Source organism: Micromonospora vulcania (assembly GCF_042658605.1).
GTDB lineage: Bacteria > Actinomycetota > Actinomycetes > Mycobacteriales > Micromonosporaceae > Micromonospora > Micromonospora vulcania.
This window is the reverse complement of sequence record NZ_JBHSQS010000034.1, coordinates 32,402-47,423: the sequence shown is the minus strand read 5'-3', so window position 1 is coordinate 47,423 and position 15,022 is coordinate 32,402. Positions and strand designations below refer to the sequence as shown.

Here is a 15,022-nt window from a genome sequence, read left to right as displayed (position 1 = left end):
TAGGGCAAATCATCGTGGATTGAGATCCACTAGCAACGATTTGCCCTAGATCGACGGGGAGAGGGGTGCGCGGAGGGGCGGGCGGGGAAAGGGGGGCGCGGGGCGGGGAAAGGGGGCGCGGGGCGGGCGGGGAAAGGGGGCGGGCGGGGGCGGGGGCGGGGGTTAGCGGGGGGCTAGGCGGGCGGCTCGGGCTGCGCGCTTTTCTTCGAAGCGGGTGGCGGCGGTCTGCAGGGTGTCGAGCTGGGCGGCGAGCTGCTCGCGGGCGGCTTCGCCGTCGGCGTCCAGGCCGGTCACGTTGAAGACGTCCCACTGGCGCAGCACCGGCAGCAGCACCTCGTCGCGGTGCTGGCGCAGGTCGTAGATGCCGGCCAGGGCGATCGCCACCGACTTGCGGGCGAAACCGTCGATGCCGTTGCCCGGCATCTGGAAGTCGGCCACCACGTCCGCGACCGCCCGCATGGCCTGACTCGGCGCCAGCTCGAACGCGGCGGCGAGCAGGTTGCGGTAGAAGACCATGTGCAGGTTCTCGTCGGCGGCAACCCGGGCGAGCAGCGCCTCGCAGGCGGGGTCGCCGGTGGCCTTGCCGGTGTTGCGGTGCGAGATCCGGGTCGCCAGCTCCTGGAACGAAACGTACGCCAGCGAGTGCAGCACCTCGTCGTCGTGCACGTTGACGTAGCCGGCGGACATGTGCGTCATCCGGGCCCGCTCCAGCGCCACCGGGTCGACCGCCCGGGTGACGGTCAGGTAGTCGCGGATCGCCGTGCCGTGCCGGCCCTCCTCCGCGGTCCACCGGTGCACCCAGGTGCCCCACGCGCCGTCCCGGCCGAACAGGGTGGCGATCTCGTGGTGGTACGAGGGCAGGTTGTCCTCGGTCAGCAGGTTGACGATCAGCGCGGTACGCGCCACGTCCGGGATGGTCGAGTCGGTCGGCGACCACGCCTCACCATCGAGCGGCCCGTCGAAGGTGCGCCCCTCGCTCCACGGCACGTACTCGTGTGGGAACCACTCCTTGGCGATCGCGAGGTGGCGATCGAGGTTGCGCGCGACCACGGGCTCCAGTTCGAGGAGCAGTGCGGTCTGACTCAGTGTGGTGCTCACGGTCACGAGAAACTCCCTACGGTGGCGTAACTTACGCCACCGTAGGTCGCTTCGGCCGTACGCGCCAGTAGTGACGCTCAGCGAACCTGCGGTTTGAGGTCCTCCGCGGCTGGCGTCCAGTCCCCCGCAGTGGCCGTGACCTGCTCGCCCGAGCGGATGTCCTTCACCTCGTCGGGCCCGCCGTCGGCTCCCGGGAACCAGACGTACGGGATGCCACGTCGCTCGGCGTAGCGGATCTGCTTGCCGAACTTCGCCGCGCTGGGCGACACCTCGGTCGCTATCCCGCGCCGGCGCAGCGCCTCGGCCACCCGGTTGCTGGCCGCACGCCACTCCTCGCTGGTCACCGCGACCAGCACGGCGGTCGGCACCTCGCGGGAGACCGACAGCGCCCCCGCGCCGAAGAGCAGCCCGAGCAGCCGGGTCACGCCGATCGAGATGCCCACTCCGGGGTACGAGACGTTGCCGGCGGTGGCCAGGCTGTCGTACCGACCGCCGGAGCAGATCGAGCCGAACCGCTCGTACCCGCGCAGCTGGGTCTCGTAGACCGTGCCGGTGTAGTAGTCCAGACCGCGGGCGATGCGCAGGTCCGCCACGCAGAGGCCGGGCGAGTGCTCGGCGGCGGTCTCCACCACGGCGACGAGTTCGGCGAGCCCCTCGTCGAGCAGCGGGTGCTCCACCCCGATGGCGCGGACCGCGTCGGCGATCGAGCCGTCCGACCCGCGGAGCGTCGACAGGGCCAGGCATGCCTTGGCCTGTGTGTCGGTGGCACCCGCGGTCTCGACCAGCAACTCGGCGACCCGGTCCGGGCCGATCTTGTCGAGCTTGTCCACCGCGCGGAGCGCCGCCTCGGGGTCGGTCAGCCCGATGCCCCGGTAGAAGCCCTCGTTCACCTTGCGATTGTTCACCTGGATCACGACCGGCGGGATCGGCAGCGAACGCAGCGCGTCCCCGATCACCAACGGCATCTCCGCCTCGTGGTGCGGGGCCAGGGTGTCCCGGTCGACGATGTCGATGTCGGCCTGGACGAACTCCCGGTAGCGCCCCTCCTGCGGCCGCTCACCCCGCCACACCTTCTGGATCTGGTAGCGGCGGAACGGGAACTGCAGCTTGCCGGCGTTCTCCAGCACGTACCGGGCGAACGGCACGGTGAGGTCGAAGTGCAGGCCGAGCTGGTCGTCGCCGGTCGCACCCTCGGCGTCGGCGTGCAGCCGCCGGATCACGTAGACCTCCTTCGAGGTCTCGCCCTTGCGCAGCAACTGGTCCAGGGGCTCCACCGCGCGGGTCTCCAGCGGGGCGAAGCCGTACAGCTCGAAGGTGGCCCGAATGCGGTCGAGCACGTACTGCTCGATCATCCGCTGGCCGGGCGTCCACTCCGGGAAGCCGGAGATGGGCGTGGGCTTACTCATCACGTACTCCTTGCGGTCCCGCGTCGCGACGCGGTGCGGTCGTGGGTCCGCGCGCGGCGCGGACGGATCTAGAGGCCCCGGGTGGGCGCCGAGGGCAGGCCGCCGCCGACCTCCGCCACCTCGATGAGGTACGGGTTGCTGGCGCGCTCGCGGCCGATGGTGGTGGTGGGGCCGTGGCCCGGCAGTACGACGGTGTCGTCGGCCAGCGGAAGGATCTTGTCGCGCAGGCTGGTGAGCATCGCCGGCATGCTGCCCCCGGGCAGGTCGGTGCGGCCGATCGAGCCGGCGAAGAGCACGTCACCGGAGAGGCAGATCTCGTCCGCCTCCCAGCTCGACCCCGCACCGGGCAGCCGGAACAGCACCGACCCGCCGGTATGGCCCGGGGCATGGTCGACGGTGATCTCCAGGCCGGCGAGCGCGAGGCTGGCGCCGTCGGTCAGCTCGGCCACGTCCTCCGGCTCGGTGTAGGTCAGCCGGCCACCGAAGAGCGCGGTCAGGTCGGCTGAGAGGCCCCTGACCGGGTCGGCCAGCATCTCCCGGTCGCCGGGGTGGACGTACGCCGTGATGCCGCGGGCGCCGCAGACCGGCGCGACCGAGAAGGTGTGGTCGATGTGGCCGTGGGTGAGCAGCACGGCGGCCGGGTGCAGGCGGTGCTCGGCGAGCAGCGCGTCGAGCTGGTCGAGCACCCCGATACCGGGGTCGACCACCACGCACTGCTCCCCCGGCGCGGTGGCCACCACGTAGCAGTTGGTGCCGAAGGCGTCCGCGGGAAAGCCGGCCACGAGCACGGGCGCTGTCCTTCCGTCGAGCTTGTCGTCCTGCCCAGCAGCCTAACCGGCCCGGCGAACCGGTTTGGCCCGTCCGTCCCTCGCGCCCCGCCGGGCACAGTGACATCTTCCGATAAGGGCTGCTCGTGGCGGGGTGGACCTCGTACACCACATTCCCAGTCGCTAGCCGTACACTCTGGCGGGCGTGTGGCGCGGCACACGTGACGCCTGACGGGCCGGGACGCCCGGCCGCCGGCGACGACCAGGTAGACGAAAGGGGAGCACGGGTGGCTTCCAGCAGGGACCGGCAGCGCAAACTGGCGCGGGCCAAGCTCGACCGGCAGATGGCCCGCAGGGCCGCCACCGTGCGGCGCCGTCGGCGGATCCAGGCCGGCGCGGGCGCCGTCCTGGTCCTCGTGCTGATCGTGGCCGGCTCGGCCTGGGCGTTGGGCGCGTTCGACTCCGAACCGAAGCAGAACGCGGCCGCCGAGGACATCTGCCTCTGGACGCCGCAGGATGCCACGGCCAACACCAACCTCAAGGACGTCGGCACCCCGGAGACCAAGGGTCTGCCCACCGACGGCACCCGGGCCATGACCGTGAGCACCAACCAGGGTTCGCCGATCACCGCCGAGCTGGACCTGACCAGCTCCCCGTGTGCCGCGGCGAGCATCGCGCACCTGGCGAGCCGGTCGTTCTACGACAAGACCAACTGCCACGAGATCACCGCCGACGGCGCGCTGCGCTGTGGCGACCCCAGCGGCACCGGCCTGGGCGGCCCGACCTACTCGTTCTACGACGAGAACGTGCCGACCGTGCCGTCGCCCTCGCCGTCGGCCAGCCCGGCACCCGACCAGCCGCCGACGTACCCGAAGGGGACCGTGGCGATGATCGCGAACCCGCCCGGCGCCAACGGCAGCCAGTTCCTGATCTTCTTCAAGGACTTCACCACCACCGACCCGAAGTTCCCGGTCATCGGTCGGGTCACCGGCGGGCTGGACGTGGTCGAGAAGATCGGCGCCCTGCCGACCGTGGACAATGGGACCGGGGCCAAGGTCAAGCCCAAGACCGACGTGGTGATCCAGAGCCTCACCGTCGGTGAGCCGGTCACCGCCGCGGCACCGGCGCCGTCGGCCTCCGGCACCCCGGCCAGCAGCCCGAGTGCCGGCTGACGGTCGCCCAACCCACCCAGCGGCACCCAGAAACAGACAGCCAGGAGGATCCAGGCGTGACGTCCACCAGAGAGCGGCAGCGCGCGGCGGCACGCGCCCGGCTCGAGAAGGATATGGCCGAGCGCGCGGCCAAGGCCCGCAAGCGCCGGCAGACGCAGGCCGTCGTCGCCGCGGCCGCCGTGCTGTTGCTCGTGGTCGCCGGCACCGTCTGGCTTGCGGTGACCCTCGGCGGCGACGACGACAAGACCGACAACGCCGCCTCGGCGCCCGGCGCGTCCGAGTGCGTCTACAACCAACTGCCCGCGGAGCAGCGGACCAAGCAGATCAAGGACGTCGGGGTACCGAGCAACGAGCAGTCCGGCACCGGTGTGCAGACCATGACGATCACCACCAACCTGGGCCCGATCACCGCCAAGGTCGACCGGTCGCTGGTGCCGTGCACGGCGGGCAGCTTCTCCTACCTCGCCGGCAAGGACTTCTTCGACAACAGCAAGTGCCACCGCCTGGTGACCGAGGGCATCAAGGTGCTGCAGTGCGGTGACCCGAGCGCGACCGGCAAGGGCTGGCGGGACACCGACGGCACGGGCGGCCCGAGCTACCGGCTGCCCGAGGAGAACCTGCCCACCGACAAGCGGCCCCCGTACCCGGAGGGCGTCATCGCGATGGCCAACTCCGGCCAGCCGGGCAGCACGGGCAGCCAGTTCTTCATCGTCTACGGCGACTCGCCGCTGGACGCCGCGTACACCGTGCTGGGCACCGTCACCGGTGGCCTGGACATCGTCAAGGACGTGGCGAAGGCCGGTGACGACGGGGCGTTCGCCCAGCAGGCCGGTGGCGGCCACCCCAAGAAGGAGGTCGTCATCACCGACCTCACGATGGGCCCGCCGCAGAGCTGACGCCCGAGCAGACCACACAGCGCCCGCCGGCTGAGCCGGCGGGCGCTGTCGTGTGTCCGGGGTACGGGGCGGGTGCGGTCAGGCGCCGGAGGTGACCCGGTAGGCGTCGAAGACGCCGTCGACCTTGCGGACCGTGGCCAGCAGGTGGCCCAGGTGCTTCGGGTCGGCCATCTCGAAGCTGAACCGGCTCACCGCCACCCGGTCCCGGGTGGTGGTGACGGTGGCGGAGAGGATGTTGACCCGCTCGTCGGAGAGCACCCGGGTGACGTCGGCCAGCAGCTTGTGCCGGTCCAGTGCCTCCACCTGGATGGCCACCAGGAACGTCGAGGCGGAGGTGAGCTTCCAACTCACCTCGACCACCCGCTCGCTCTGCGCCCGCAGATCCTCGGCGTTGGCGCAGTCGTCGCGGTGCACGCTCACCCCGCCGGAGCGGGTGACGAAGCCGAAGACCGAGTCCGGTGGGACCGGCGTGCAGCAGCGGGCCAGCTTGATCCAGACGTCGCTGACGCCGCGGACCACCACGCCGGGGTCGCTGCTGCTCTGCCGGCTGCGGGGCGGCCGGGTGGCGACGGCGGTCTCGGCGATGTCCTCCGCCGCGCCCTCCTCGCCGCCGTACGCGGCCATCAGCTTCTGCACCACCGACTGCGCGGAGACCTGGCTGTCGCCGACCGCCGCGTAGAGCGACGCCACGTCGGCCAGGTGCAGGTCCCGAGCGATCGACATCAGCGCGTCGGAGGTGAGCATCCGCTGCAACGGCATGCCCTGCTTGCGCATCGCCTTGACGATCGAGTCCTTGCCGGCCTCGATCGCCTCCTCGCGCCGCTCCTTGTTGAAGTACTGGCGGATCTTCGTACGCGCCCGCGGGCTCTTGACGAAGCCCAGCCAGTCCTGCGTCGGGCCGGCCGTCTCGGACTTCGACGTGAAGATCTCGATCACGTCGCCGTTGGAGAGCGTCGACTCCAGCGGCACCAGCTTGCCGTTGACCCGCGCGCCGATGCACTTGTGCCCCACCTCGGTGTGCACCGCGTACGCGAAGTCCACCGGCGTCGACCCGGTCGGCAGCGGGATGACGTCACCCTTGGGGGTGAAGACGTACACCTCCTGGCTGGACAGGTCGAAGCGCAGCGCGTCCAGGAACTCGCTGGGGTCGGCGGCCTCGCGCTGCCAGTCCAGCAGCTGCCGCAGCCAGGTCATCTCGTCGATGTGCGCCGGCGGGCCGACGATCTGGGTGCCCTTGTGCTCCTTGTACTTCCAGTGCGCGGCGATGCCGAACTCCGCGGTGCGGTGCATCGCGTAGGTGCGAATCTGCATCTCCACCGGCTTGCCGGTGGGCCCGATGACCGTCGTGTGCAACGACTGGTACATGTTGAACTTGGGCATCGCGATGTAGTCCTTGAACCGGCCGGGCACCGGCTGCCAGTTGGCGTGGATCACGCCCAGCGCCGCGTAGCAGTCCCGCACCGTGTCGACCAGGATCCGCACCCCGACCAGGTCGTAGATGTCGTTGAAGTCGCGACCTCGCACGATCATCTTCTGGTAGATCGAGTAGAGGTGCTTCGGCCGGCCGGTGGTCTCCGCCTTGATCTTGGCGGCCTTGAGGTCGGTCTGCACCTTCTGGGTCACCTGGCGCAGCAGTGCCTCACGCTGCGGCTGGTGCTCCCCGATCAGTCGGTTGATCTCCTCGAAACGCTTCGGGAACAGCGTGCCGAAGGCCAGATCCTCCAGCTCCCACTTGATCGTGTTCATACCCAGCCGGTGGGCCAGCGGGGCAAGGATCTCCAGCGTCTCCTTGGCCTTCTGCTCCTGCTTGGGGCGGGGCAGGAAGGTCAGCGTGCGCATGTTGTGCATCCGGTCGGCCAGCTTGATCACCAGCACCCGCGGATCCTTGGCCATCGCCACGACCATCTTGCGGATCGTCTCGGCCTTGGCCGCGTCGCCCAGCTTGACCTTGTCCAGCTTGGTGACGCCGTCGACCAGCAGGGCGACCTCGCCACCGAAGTCGGCGCGCATCTGGTCGAGCGTGTATTCGGTGTCCTCGATGGTGTCGTGCAGCAGCGCGGCGACCAGCGTGGTGGTGTCCATCCCCAGGTTGCCCAGGATGGTGGCCACCGCCAGCGGGTGGGTGATGTACGGGTCACCGGACTTGCGATATTGCCCCGAGTGCCACCGCGCGGCCGTGTCGAAGGCGCGCTGGAGCAGCCGGGCGTCGGCCTTCGGGTGGTGTTCCCGGTGGCTCGAGATGAGCGGCTCCAGCACCTCGCTGACCTGCGAGGTCTGCCACGGAGCGTTGAACCGGGCCAGGCGGGCCCGCACCCGGCGGCCGGTGGGCGCGTTGGACAGCCCGAAGCCACCGCTCGGCGACGGGTCGATGCCGGCGTCGGTCGGGAACGGGACGACGACCCCGTCGGCGTCCGGGGACGCCTCGGCGGTCGGTGTGCCACCGCTGGACAGCACCGCGCCCTCGACCGGGGCCTTGCCGGAGCCCGTCACCCGGGCCGGCGCGTCCTCGTTCCGGTCGGTCACCGAGCCGTCAGCGTCGCCTGTCGGGTGCACCGTGCCCTCCACCGGAGGGACGACATCGTGGGACACCGGCCTCCTCACCGCTCGCCGGAAACACACCGGCCGAACCTCGGCCGGCCTGGTCTCGCGCCGCCGGACGGCGTACCGCCGGCGTCAGCAATGGGCAATGCTACCCGCACGCACGGTCCCCTGCCGCTCCGCCGGACGGTCGGCGCCCGGTCCGCCCGACGGCTTCGGGGTCAAACGGTCAGCAGGGCATGGACCGGACGCGGGGCCAGCCGCTGACGCGCCCCCAGGAAGCCGAGTTCCAGCAGCACGGTGAAGCCGGTGACGGTCCCCCCGGCCCGCTCGACCAGGTCCAGCGTCGCCTCGGCGGTGCCACCGGTGGCCAGCACGTCGTCGACCACCAGCACCCGGTGCCCGGCCGTGAAGGCGTCCTCGTGCACCTCGAGGGTGGCCTCGCCGTACTCGAGGGCGTACGAGACCGAGTGCGCCGGGCGGGGCAGCTTGCCGGCCTTGCGTACCGGCACCACGCCCACCCCGGCCGCGTACGCGACGGCCGCCGCGACGACGAACCCGCGCGCCTCGATGCCGACCACCACGTCGAAGCCGTCCCGCCCGTGGTACGCGACGATCCCGTCGATGACCTCGCGGAACGCGACACCGTCGGCGAACAGCGGCATCAGGTCCTTGAACAGGACACCGGGCTTGGGGAAGTCGGGCACGTCCAGCACCCGGCTGGCGACCAGCCGGGCGGCCTCCGGGCCGCTGTCCCCGCGTGCCGCGGTGCTGTGGGTCTCCGTCACGACTGTCTCGCTTTCCCTTCACACGACGACGGCGTCCGGCGATGCTGCTCGCACAGCATGCCGGACGCCGTCCGGGCGTTTCCTCCCGGGTCAGCCCCGGGGCCGATCAGCGCCGCTTGGCGCCACCCGGCCGGTTGCCGCCGCCAGCCGGGCGACCGCCCCGGGTGCCGGTCGGCCGCTTGCCCGCCGGCCGAGCGCCCACCTTGGGGGCGGCACCGGCCAGCGCGGCGGACTCCGGGTCGAGCGGGGCGTCGCCCGCGTCGGCCTGGGCCGGGCTCGGCGCACCCTTCGAGGTGACCTCGCCACGGGCCAGCGCACCCCGGCGGGTCAGCACCCGCTTGTTGTGCGCCTGGATCCGCGGGTCGTAGTTCTTCAGCAGCACCAGCAGCGGCGACGCCACCAGGATGGAGGTCAGGAACGCCACCGCCATACCGACGAACAGCACCAGGCCGAGGTCCTTCAGGGTGCCCGCACCGAGCAGGCCGGCACCGATGAAGAGCAGACCGCCGACCGGCAGCAGGGCGACCACCGAGGTGTTCAGCGACCGCATCAGGCTCTGGTTGACGGCCAGGTTGGCCGCCTCGCCGTAGGTCTGGTTGTTGTTGGCCGTGATGCCCCGGGTGTTCTCCTGCACCTTGTCGAAGACCACCACCACGTCGTAGAGCGCGAAGCCCAGGATGGTGAGGAAGCCGATGATCGTCGACGGGGTGACCTCGAACCCGACCAGCGAGTAGATGCCGGCGGTGAGGATCAGGTTCATGAACAGCGAGGAGACCGCGGCGACGGCCATCCGCCACTCGAAGCGCAGGATCAGGTAGACCATCACCAGCGCGATGAAGATGATCAGGCCGAGGATGGCCCGCTCGGTGACCTGGCTGCCCCACGCCTCGCTGACCTGGTTGCCGCTGATCTGGTCCGCATTGATGCCGAGGTCATCGGCGATCTGGGCCTTCACGGCGGTGGCCTGCTCGGGGGTGAGCTGCGGCGTGCGCAGCTCGTAGGTGTCGCCGCCGGGGCCGCCGACCTTCTGGGCGGTGGCCACCGTGACGCCGGTGTTCTCGGCGGCGAGGGCCGAGTCGACCTCCCGCTCGGCATCCTCAAGGGTGCCGACGCTGGCCGGCACCTGGAACGAGTTGCCGCCGGCGAACTCGATGCCGAGGCTGAAGCCACGAACCGAGAAGCTGAGGATCGCGATCAGGACCAGGACCCCGGCGACGCCGAACCAGAGCTTGCGCCGGCCGACGATGTTGAGGCCGGCCTCACCGTTGTAGAGACGGCTCGCCAAACCGTTTGCAGCCATCTCAGGCCTCCTTGGCGCGCGGGTTGCGGGGCTGGGTCTGCTGGGTGCGGGCCGGAAGCGCCCGACCCAGACCGCTGACCCGCGGGGACAGGAACGCCCGGGTGCGGGCGAACATCGTCATGATCGGGTGCCGGAAGAGGAAGACCACGACCAGGTCCAGCACGGTGGCCAGACCGAGGGCGAACGCGAAGCCCTTGACCGTGCCGACCGAGACCACGTAGAGCACCACCGCCGAGAGCAGGGTGATCGCGTTGGCCGAAATGATCGTCCGACGAGCCCGGATCCAGGCCCGCGGCACCGCGCTGCGCGGGCTACGACCTTCCCGGATCTCGTCCTTCAACCGTTCGAAGTAGATGACGAACGAGTCCGCCGCCACACCGAGCGAGACGATCATGCCGGCGATGCCGGCGAGGGTGAGCGTGAAGCCGATCGACCGGCCGAGCACCACCAGCGCGCCGAAGACCAGCAGCGCGGAGAGGATCAGGCTCAGGAAGATCACCGAGCCGAGCAGCCGGTAGTAGAAGAACGCGTAGATGATGACCAGCAGCATGCCGATACCGGCGGCGAGCAGACCGGCCCGCAGGTGGCTGGCACCCAGGGTCGCGGTGACGTTCTGCGACTCCTGCGGCTCGAAGGTGATCGGCAGCGCGCCGTAGCGCAGCTGGCCGGCCAGCGCGCTGGCGTCCTTCTGGGTGAAGTTGCCGGTGATCTGCGAGTTGCCGGTCAGCACACCCTGGATCTCCGGAGACGAGACGATGGTGTTGTCCAGCACGACGGCCACCCGGCACTTGCCGTCCTGGCCCAGCGCGGTCGCGTCGCAGCCCCCGCCCTCGTTCCGGAACGCCTCACCGGTGAGCGCGGTCCACTTGTCCTGGCCGGAGCCGGTGAAGTCCAGGCTGACCACCCAGGAGTTGGTCTGGTCCAGCACCGCGTCGGCGTCGTCCACGTCGGTGCCCAGCACCTTGGCCTGGTCGAGCAGGTATTTGGCCGCGCCGTCCTCGCAGGACACCACCTGCTGCTTCGGGTCCGAGATCGACGCCGGCGGGCGCTTGTCGAGCTGCGCACAGCTGATCGCGGGGACGTTGAACTGCATCTGCGCCGGAAGGACCGCGACCTCCTGCGGCGACAACGCGCCGAAGGGCTTGAGCTTGTCGCCGAGCGACGGGTCGGCGGTCAGGTCGGCCGGCGCCTGCAGCGCGCTGGCGGCCTGCCAGGCGGGAGCGCCGACCTTCTGCTCGACGGCCTTGCGCTGCTGCTCGATGCTGGCCGGCACCGGCTCGGAGCTGGCGCTGGGCGACGGTGCGGCCGCGCTCGGCGAGGCCGAGGCCGACGGGGTCGGCGTGGCGCTGGGCGACGCCGGGGCCATCCCACCCTGGCCGCCGCTGGGCGACGAGGTCACCTTCGCCGCGGGGCTGCCGGACGGGGTCGCCTTCGGCGAGGCGCTGCCCGACGGGGTCGGCGACGCGCTGCCGGACGGGGTCGGCGTGGCGGCCGGCGGCGCGGCGACCGCACCGCTGCCGTCGGCGGCCTTGAGTACCTTGCGGAAGCGCAGCTCGGCTGCGCTGCCCACCTCGTCGAGGTTCCGGTTCTCACCGGGCAGGGAGATGACGATGTTCCGGTTGCCCTCGGTGACCACCTCGGCCTCGGCCACGCCGAGCCCGTTGACCCGGTTCTCGATGATCTGCCGGGCCTCCTCAAGGTTCTCGGCCGTCGGGGGCTTGCCGTCGACGCTGTTGGTCGCCTCCAGCGTCATTCGGGTGCCGCCGATGAGGTCCAGGCCGAGCTTGGGCTCGAGCCGGTCCTTCAAGCCGCCGCTGGCGCCGCCCGAGAAGAACACCAAAAGATAGAGGACGACGAAGATGAACCCGAGCACGGCGAGCTGCCGCCCGGGGCGCATCTGTCCCTGAGGTGGTGCCACGGCTGTCCTGTCTCCCTGTACGGTCGCGCCGCTGGGTGCAGCGGCGACGGGGGTCGGGCCGGGGGTCCCGGCCGACGGGTCTGACCTGGGCCGACGAGGTGCCGACACGATGGCCGGACACGCCGGCGCGAAACGCCGACGGTCACGGGGACGTGCCGACGCCCGGCGTCGGCCCAACTATCCAGTTTTCACGTCGAATCCGCTGCCCCGTCGGGCGCGGTGGCCCCGAAGGCCGGTCGACCGGCCGTACGCCGGACCCGCCACCCCCGGGAGGAAGGGGTCACTCCTTGACGGTGTCCGCGTCCTCGGTGACCGGCTCGCTCGGCAGCTCGGCGCGGGTGACGACCCGGGCGATGGCCGGACGGGCGTAGCGCTCCTGCACGCCCGGGGCGACCTCGAGCAGGACGGTGTCGTCCTCGACGCCGGTGACGGTGCCGTAGAGCCCGCCGATGGTGACCACCTCGTCGCCCGGACCGAGCGCGGACTGCATCGACTCCGCCTCGCGGCGACGCTTCTGCTGGGGGCGGATCATCATGAAGTACATGACACCGAAGAGCAGGGCGATCATGAGGATCGGCGTGAAACCGCCGGCTCCCCCACCCGCTGCTGCGTAATGCACGGTTACTGACCTTCCCATTGACCACCTGTCCGGCACGGGGGGTGCCGGAGCGGAGGCGGATTCTCACATCCTGTACAGACCGCGGCGAAGTCTAATCCCTGCACCTGAGAACACCGAATGCGGCACAGATCACGTTCACGTCACGGCCGATCGGCGTCCAACGAGAACAGATCGGGCGCCGGTGGGACATCAATCCCAAATGTACCATTCGGTGGGGTACGCCCCAGGTGCCGCCAGGCTGCCTCGGTCGCCACCCGCCCACGCGGGGTGCGGGCCAGCAGACCGGCACGGACCAGGAACGGCTCACAGACCTCCTCGACCGTGTCCGGCTGCTCCCCTACCGCCACGGCCAGGGTGGACAGGCCGACCGGGCCGCCCCGGAACGAGTCGACCAGCGCGGTCAGCACCGCCTTGTCCAGCCGGTCCAGGCCGAGCCCGTCCACGTCGTACACCGTCAGAGCGGCACGGGCGGTCTCCAGGGTGACCACCCCGTCGGCCCGGACCTCGGCGTAGTCGCGGACCCGGCGCAGCAGCCGGTTGGCGATCCGGGGGGTGCCCCGCGAGCGGCCGGCGATCTCCGCCGCGCCCTCGCCGGTGATCGGCACGCCGAGGATCCGTGCCGAACGGTGCAGCAGCGTCTCCAGGTCCGCCGGAGCGTAGAAGTCCAGGTGCGCGACGAAGCCGAAGCGGTCCCGCATCGGCCCGGTCAGCAGACCTGACCGTGTCGTGGCGCCGACCAGGGTGAACGGCTCGACGTCCAGCGGGATGGCGGTGGCCCCCGGCCCCTTGCCGACCACCACGTCGACCCGGAAGTCCTCCATCGCGCTGTAGAGCAGTTCCTCGGCCGGCCGGGCGATCCGGTGGATCTCGTCGATGAACAGCACGTCGCCCTCGGCGAGGCTGGTCAGGATGGCCGCCAGGTCGCCGGAGCGCTCGATCGCCGGGCCGCTGGTCACCCGGATGCCCGCGCCGAGCTCGGCGGCGACGATGTTGGCGAGGCTGGTCTTACCCAGACCGGGCGGGCCGGAGAGCAGGATGTGATCCGGCGGTGACCCCCGGCGCATCGCGCCCTGCAACAACAGGTCGAGCTGGTCGCGGACCCGGTCCTGGGCGATGAACTCGGCCAGCCGTCGTGGCCGTACGGTGGCCTCCGCGTCCCGCTCGGCGTCACTGACGTACGCCGAGATGAGACCGTCGGTCTCGCTCATCGGGTACGCCCGAGCAGGCGGATGGCCTGCCGGAGCAGTACCGGCACCTGCGGGGTCTCGCCGTCCACGGTCTCCGCCACCGCGGCCACCGCCTGGTCCGCCTGACCGGCCGTCCAGCCCAGCCCGACCAGCGCCTGGCGGACCTGTTCGGGCCAGGCGCCACCGGTCACCCCGCCGACGCCGTCGGCGCCGATCGACACCGGGCCGATCCGGTCCCGGAGTTCCAGTACCAGGCGCTCGGCGCCCTTCTTACCGATCCCCGGCACCCGGGTGAGCGCGGCGGTGTCGGCGTTGGCGATCGCCTTGCGCACCGCGTCCGGCGTGTGCACGGCCAGCACGGCCTGGGCCAGCCGCGGGCCAACCCCACTGGCGGTCTGCAGCAGCTCGAACAGCGCCTTGGCGTCGTCGTCGGCGAAGCCGTAGAGGGTCAGCGAATCCTCCCGGACCACCAGACTGGTGGCCAGCCGGGCGGTCTGACCGACCCGCAGGTCGGCCAGCGTCCCGGGGGCACAGTGCACGGCCAGGCCGACCCCGCCGACCTCGATCACAGCCTGGTCCGGACCCGTCGCGGTCACCGTGCCGCGCACGCTGGCGATCATCGTGCTCCTCCTCGTCGTACCCGGTCGGCCGCCGCGGCCAGCTTGGAGCGGGTCCCGCCGCGCCACACGTGGCAGATGGCCAGGGCGAGAGCGTCGGCGGCGTCGGCCGGCTTCGGCGGCTCGGCCAGCCGCAGCAGCCGGGTCACCATGGCGGTCATCTGCGCCTTGTCGGCCTGACCGGAACCGGTCACGGCCGCCTTCACCTCGCTCGGGGTGTACGTCTGCACCGGCAGCCCGGCGCGCGCCCCGGCGAGCACCGCGATGCCGCTGGCCTGCGCGGTGCCCATCACCGTACGGACGTTGTGCTGGCTGAACACCCGCTCGACGGCGACGCTGTCCGGACGGTGCTCGGCGACCAACTGCGTCAGCGCCCGGTCCAGGTGCAACAGCCTCGTCGGCAGCTCGTCGGCGGGATCGGTGTAGACCACGTGGTAGGCGACCAGGGTGCAGGGCCGGCCGGGCACGCCCTCGACCACGCCCACCCCGCACCGGGTCAACCCGGGGTCCACTCCAAGCACCCGCACGCCGCCCCTTCCCCACCCGTCAGCAGTACGTGTGTTCGACACCCTACTGCCCGCTCCCCCACGAGCCCCAACAGACACGCCCGCCCCTGTGGATCATGAAGTTGCCGTGGGTGACAGAGGGCCCGAACGCCCAGCGACCGGGCACCACGACTCCATGATCGACCACGGTGGAGGTCGGGGGCGGGGCGG

At 71.2% G+C, this 15,022-nt stretch carries 13 protein-coding genes; 2 read left to right on the top strand and 11 right to left on the bottom strand.

The window, feature by feature from the left end; genetic code table 11:
• Positions 1-162: 162 nt before the first annotated feature.
• The 3 genes from ACFQGL_RS30020 to ACFQGL_RS30010 all read right to left on the bottom strand — a co-directional run bounded on the left by ACFQGL_RS30020 (position 163) and on the right by ACFQGL_RS30010 (position 3,292).
• Positions 163-1,104, bottom strand: a complete 942-nt coding sequence (locus ACFQGL_RS30020; protein WP_377515999.1) for an acyl-ACP desaturase — start codon at positions 1,102-1,104, stop codon at positions 163-165.
• 71 nt (positions 1,105-1,175) lie between these two features.
• On the bottom strand, positions 1,176-2,504 hold the full coding sequence (gene hisS, locus ACFQGL_RS30015; protein WP_377515998.1) for a histidine--tRNA ligase: 1,329 nt from the start codon (positions 2,502-2,504) through the stop codon (positions 1,176-1,178).
• 68 nt (positions 2,505-2,572) lie between these two features.
• A complete protein-coding gene (locus ACFQGL_RS30010) occupies positions 2,573-3,292 on the bottom strand; it encodes an MBL fold metallo-hydrolase (protein WP_377515997.1) in 720 nt (239 codons plus the stop codon).
• 266 nt (positions 3,293-3,558) lie between these two features.
• Between ACFQGL_RS30010 and ACFQGL_RS30005 the strand changes: the two genes are divergently transcribed.
• Positions 3,559-4,443, top strand: a complete 885-nt coding sequence (locus tag ACFQGL_RS30005) for a peptidylprolyl isomerase (protein ID WP_377515996.1) — start codon at positions 3,559-3,561, stop codon at positions 4,441-4,443.
• Between the two features lie 56 nt (positions 4,444-4,499).
• Entirely contained in the window at positions 4,500-5,339 is an 840-nt protein-coding gene (locus ACFQGL_RS30000) for a peptidylprolyl isomerase (protein ID WP_377515995.1), read from the top strand.
• 78 nt (positions 5,340-5,417) lie between these two features.
• Here the strand turns inward: ACFQGL_RS30000 and ACFQGL_RS29995 are convergent, their stop codons facing one another.
• From ACFQGL_RS29995 to ruvC, 8 genes are all read right to left on the bottom strand, one after another.
• A complete protein-coding gene (locus ACFQGL_RS29995) occupies positions 5,418-7,928 on the bottom strand; it encodes a RelA/SpoT family protein (RefSeq protein ID WP_377515994.1) in 2,511 nt (836 codons plus the stop codon).
• A gap of 170 nt (positions 7,929-8,098) precedes the next feature.
• Positions 8,099-8,665, bottom strand: coding sequence for an adenine phosphoribosyltransferase (locus ACFQGL_RS29990; protein WP_377515993.1), 567 nt, complete (start codon positions 8,663-8,665; stop codon positions 8,099-8,101).
• Positions 8,666-8,771: 106 nt separating this feature from the next.
• Positions 8,772-9,965, bottom strand: a complete 1,194-nt coding sequence (gene secF, locus ACFQGL_RS29985) for a protein translocase subunit SecF (RefSeq protein WP_377515992.1) — start codon at positions 9,963-9,965, stop codon at positions 8,772-8,774.
• Between the two features lies 1 nt (position 9,966).
• Positions 9,967-11,883: a protein translocase subunit SecD gene (gene secD, locus ACFQGL_RS29980; RefSeq protein ID WP_377515991.1), complete on the bottom strand. Its 1,917-nt coding sequence runs from the start codon at positions 11,881-11,883 to the stop codon at positions 9,967-9,969.
• A 280-nt stretch (positions 11,884-12,163) separates the two neighbouring features.
• The gene (yajC, locus tag ACFQGL_RS29975; RefSeq protein WP_377515990.1) at positions 12,164-12,520 is read right to left on the bottom strand and encodes a preprotein translocase subunit YajC; all 357 of its coding nucleotides are present in this window, start codon (positions 12,518-12,520) and stop codon (positions 12,164-12,166) included.
• Positions 12,521-12,642: 122 nt separating this feature from the next.
• Complete coding sequence (ruvB, locus tag ACFQGL_RS29970) at positions 12,643-13,710, bottom strand: Holliday junction branch migration DNA helicase RuvB (RefSeq protein WP_377515989.1); 1,068 nt, start codon at positions 13,708-13,710, stop codon at positions 12,643-12,645.
• Complete coding sequence (gene ruvA / locus ACFQGL_RS29965) at positions 13,707-14,309, bottom strand: Holliday junction branch migration protein RuvA (RefSeq protein WP_377515988.1); 603 nt, start codon at positions 14,307-14,309, stop codon at positions 13,707-13,709. Before ruvA ends, ruvB begins: the two co-directional genes overlap by 4 nt.
• Positions 14,306-14,833, bottom strand: a complete 528-nt coding sequence (ruvC, locus tag ACFQGL_RS29960) for a crossover junction endodeoxyribonuclease RuvC (protein ID WP_377515987.1) — start codon at positions 14,831-14,833, stop codon at positions 14,306-14,308. Before ruvC ends, ruvA begins: the two co-directional genes overlap by 4 nt.
• Positions 14,834-15,022: the final 189 nt, after the last annotated feature.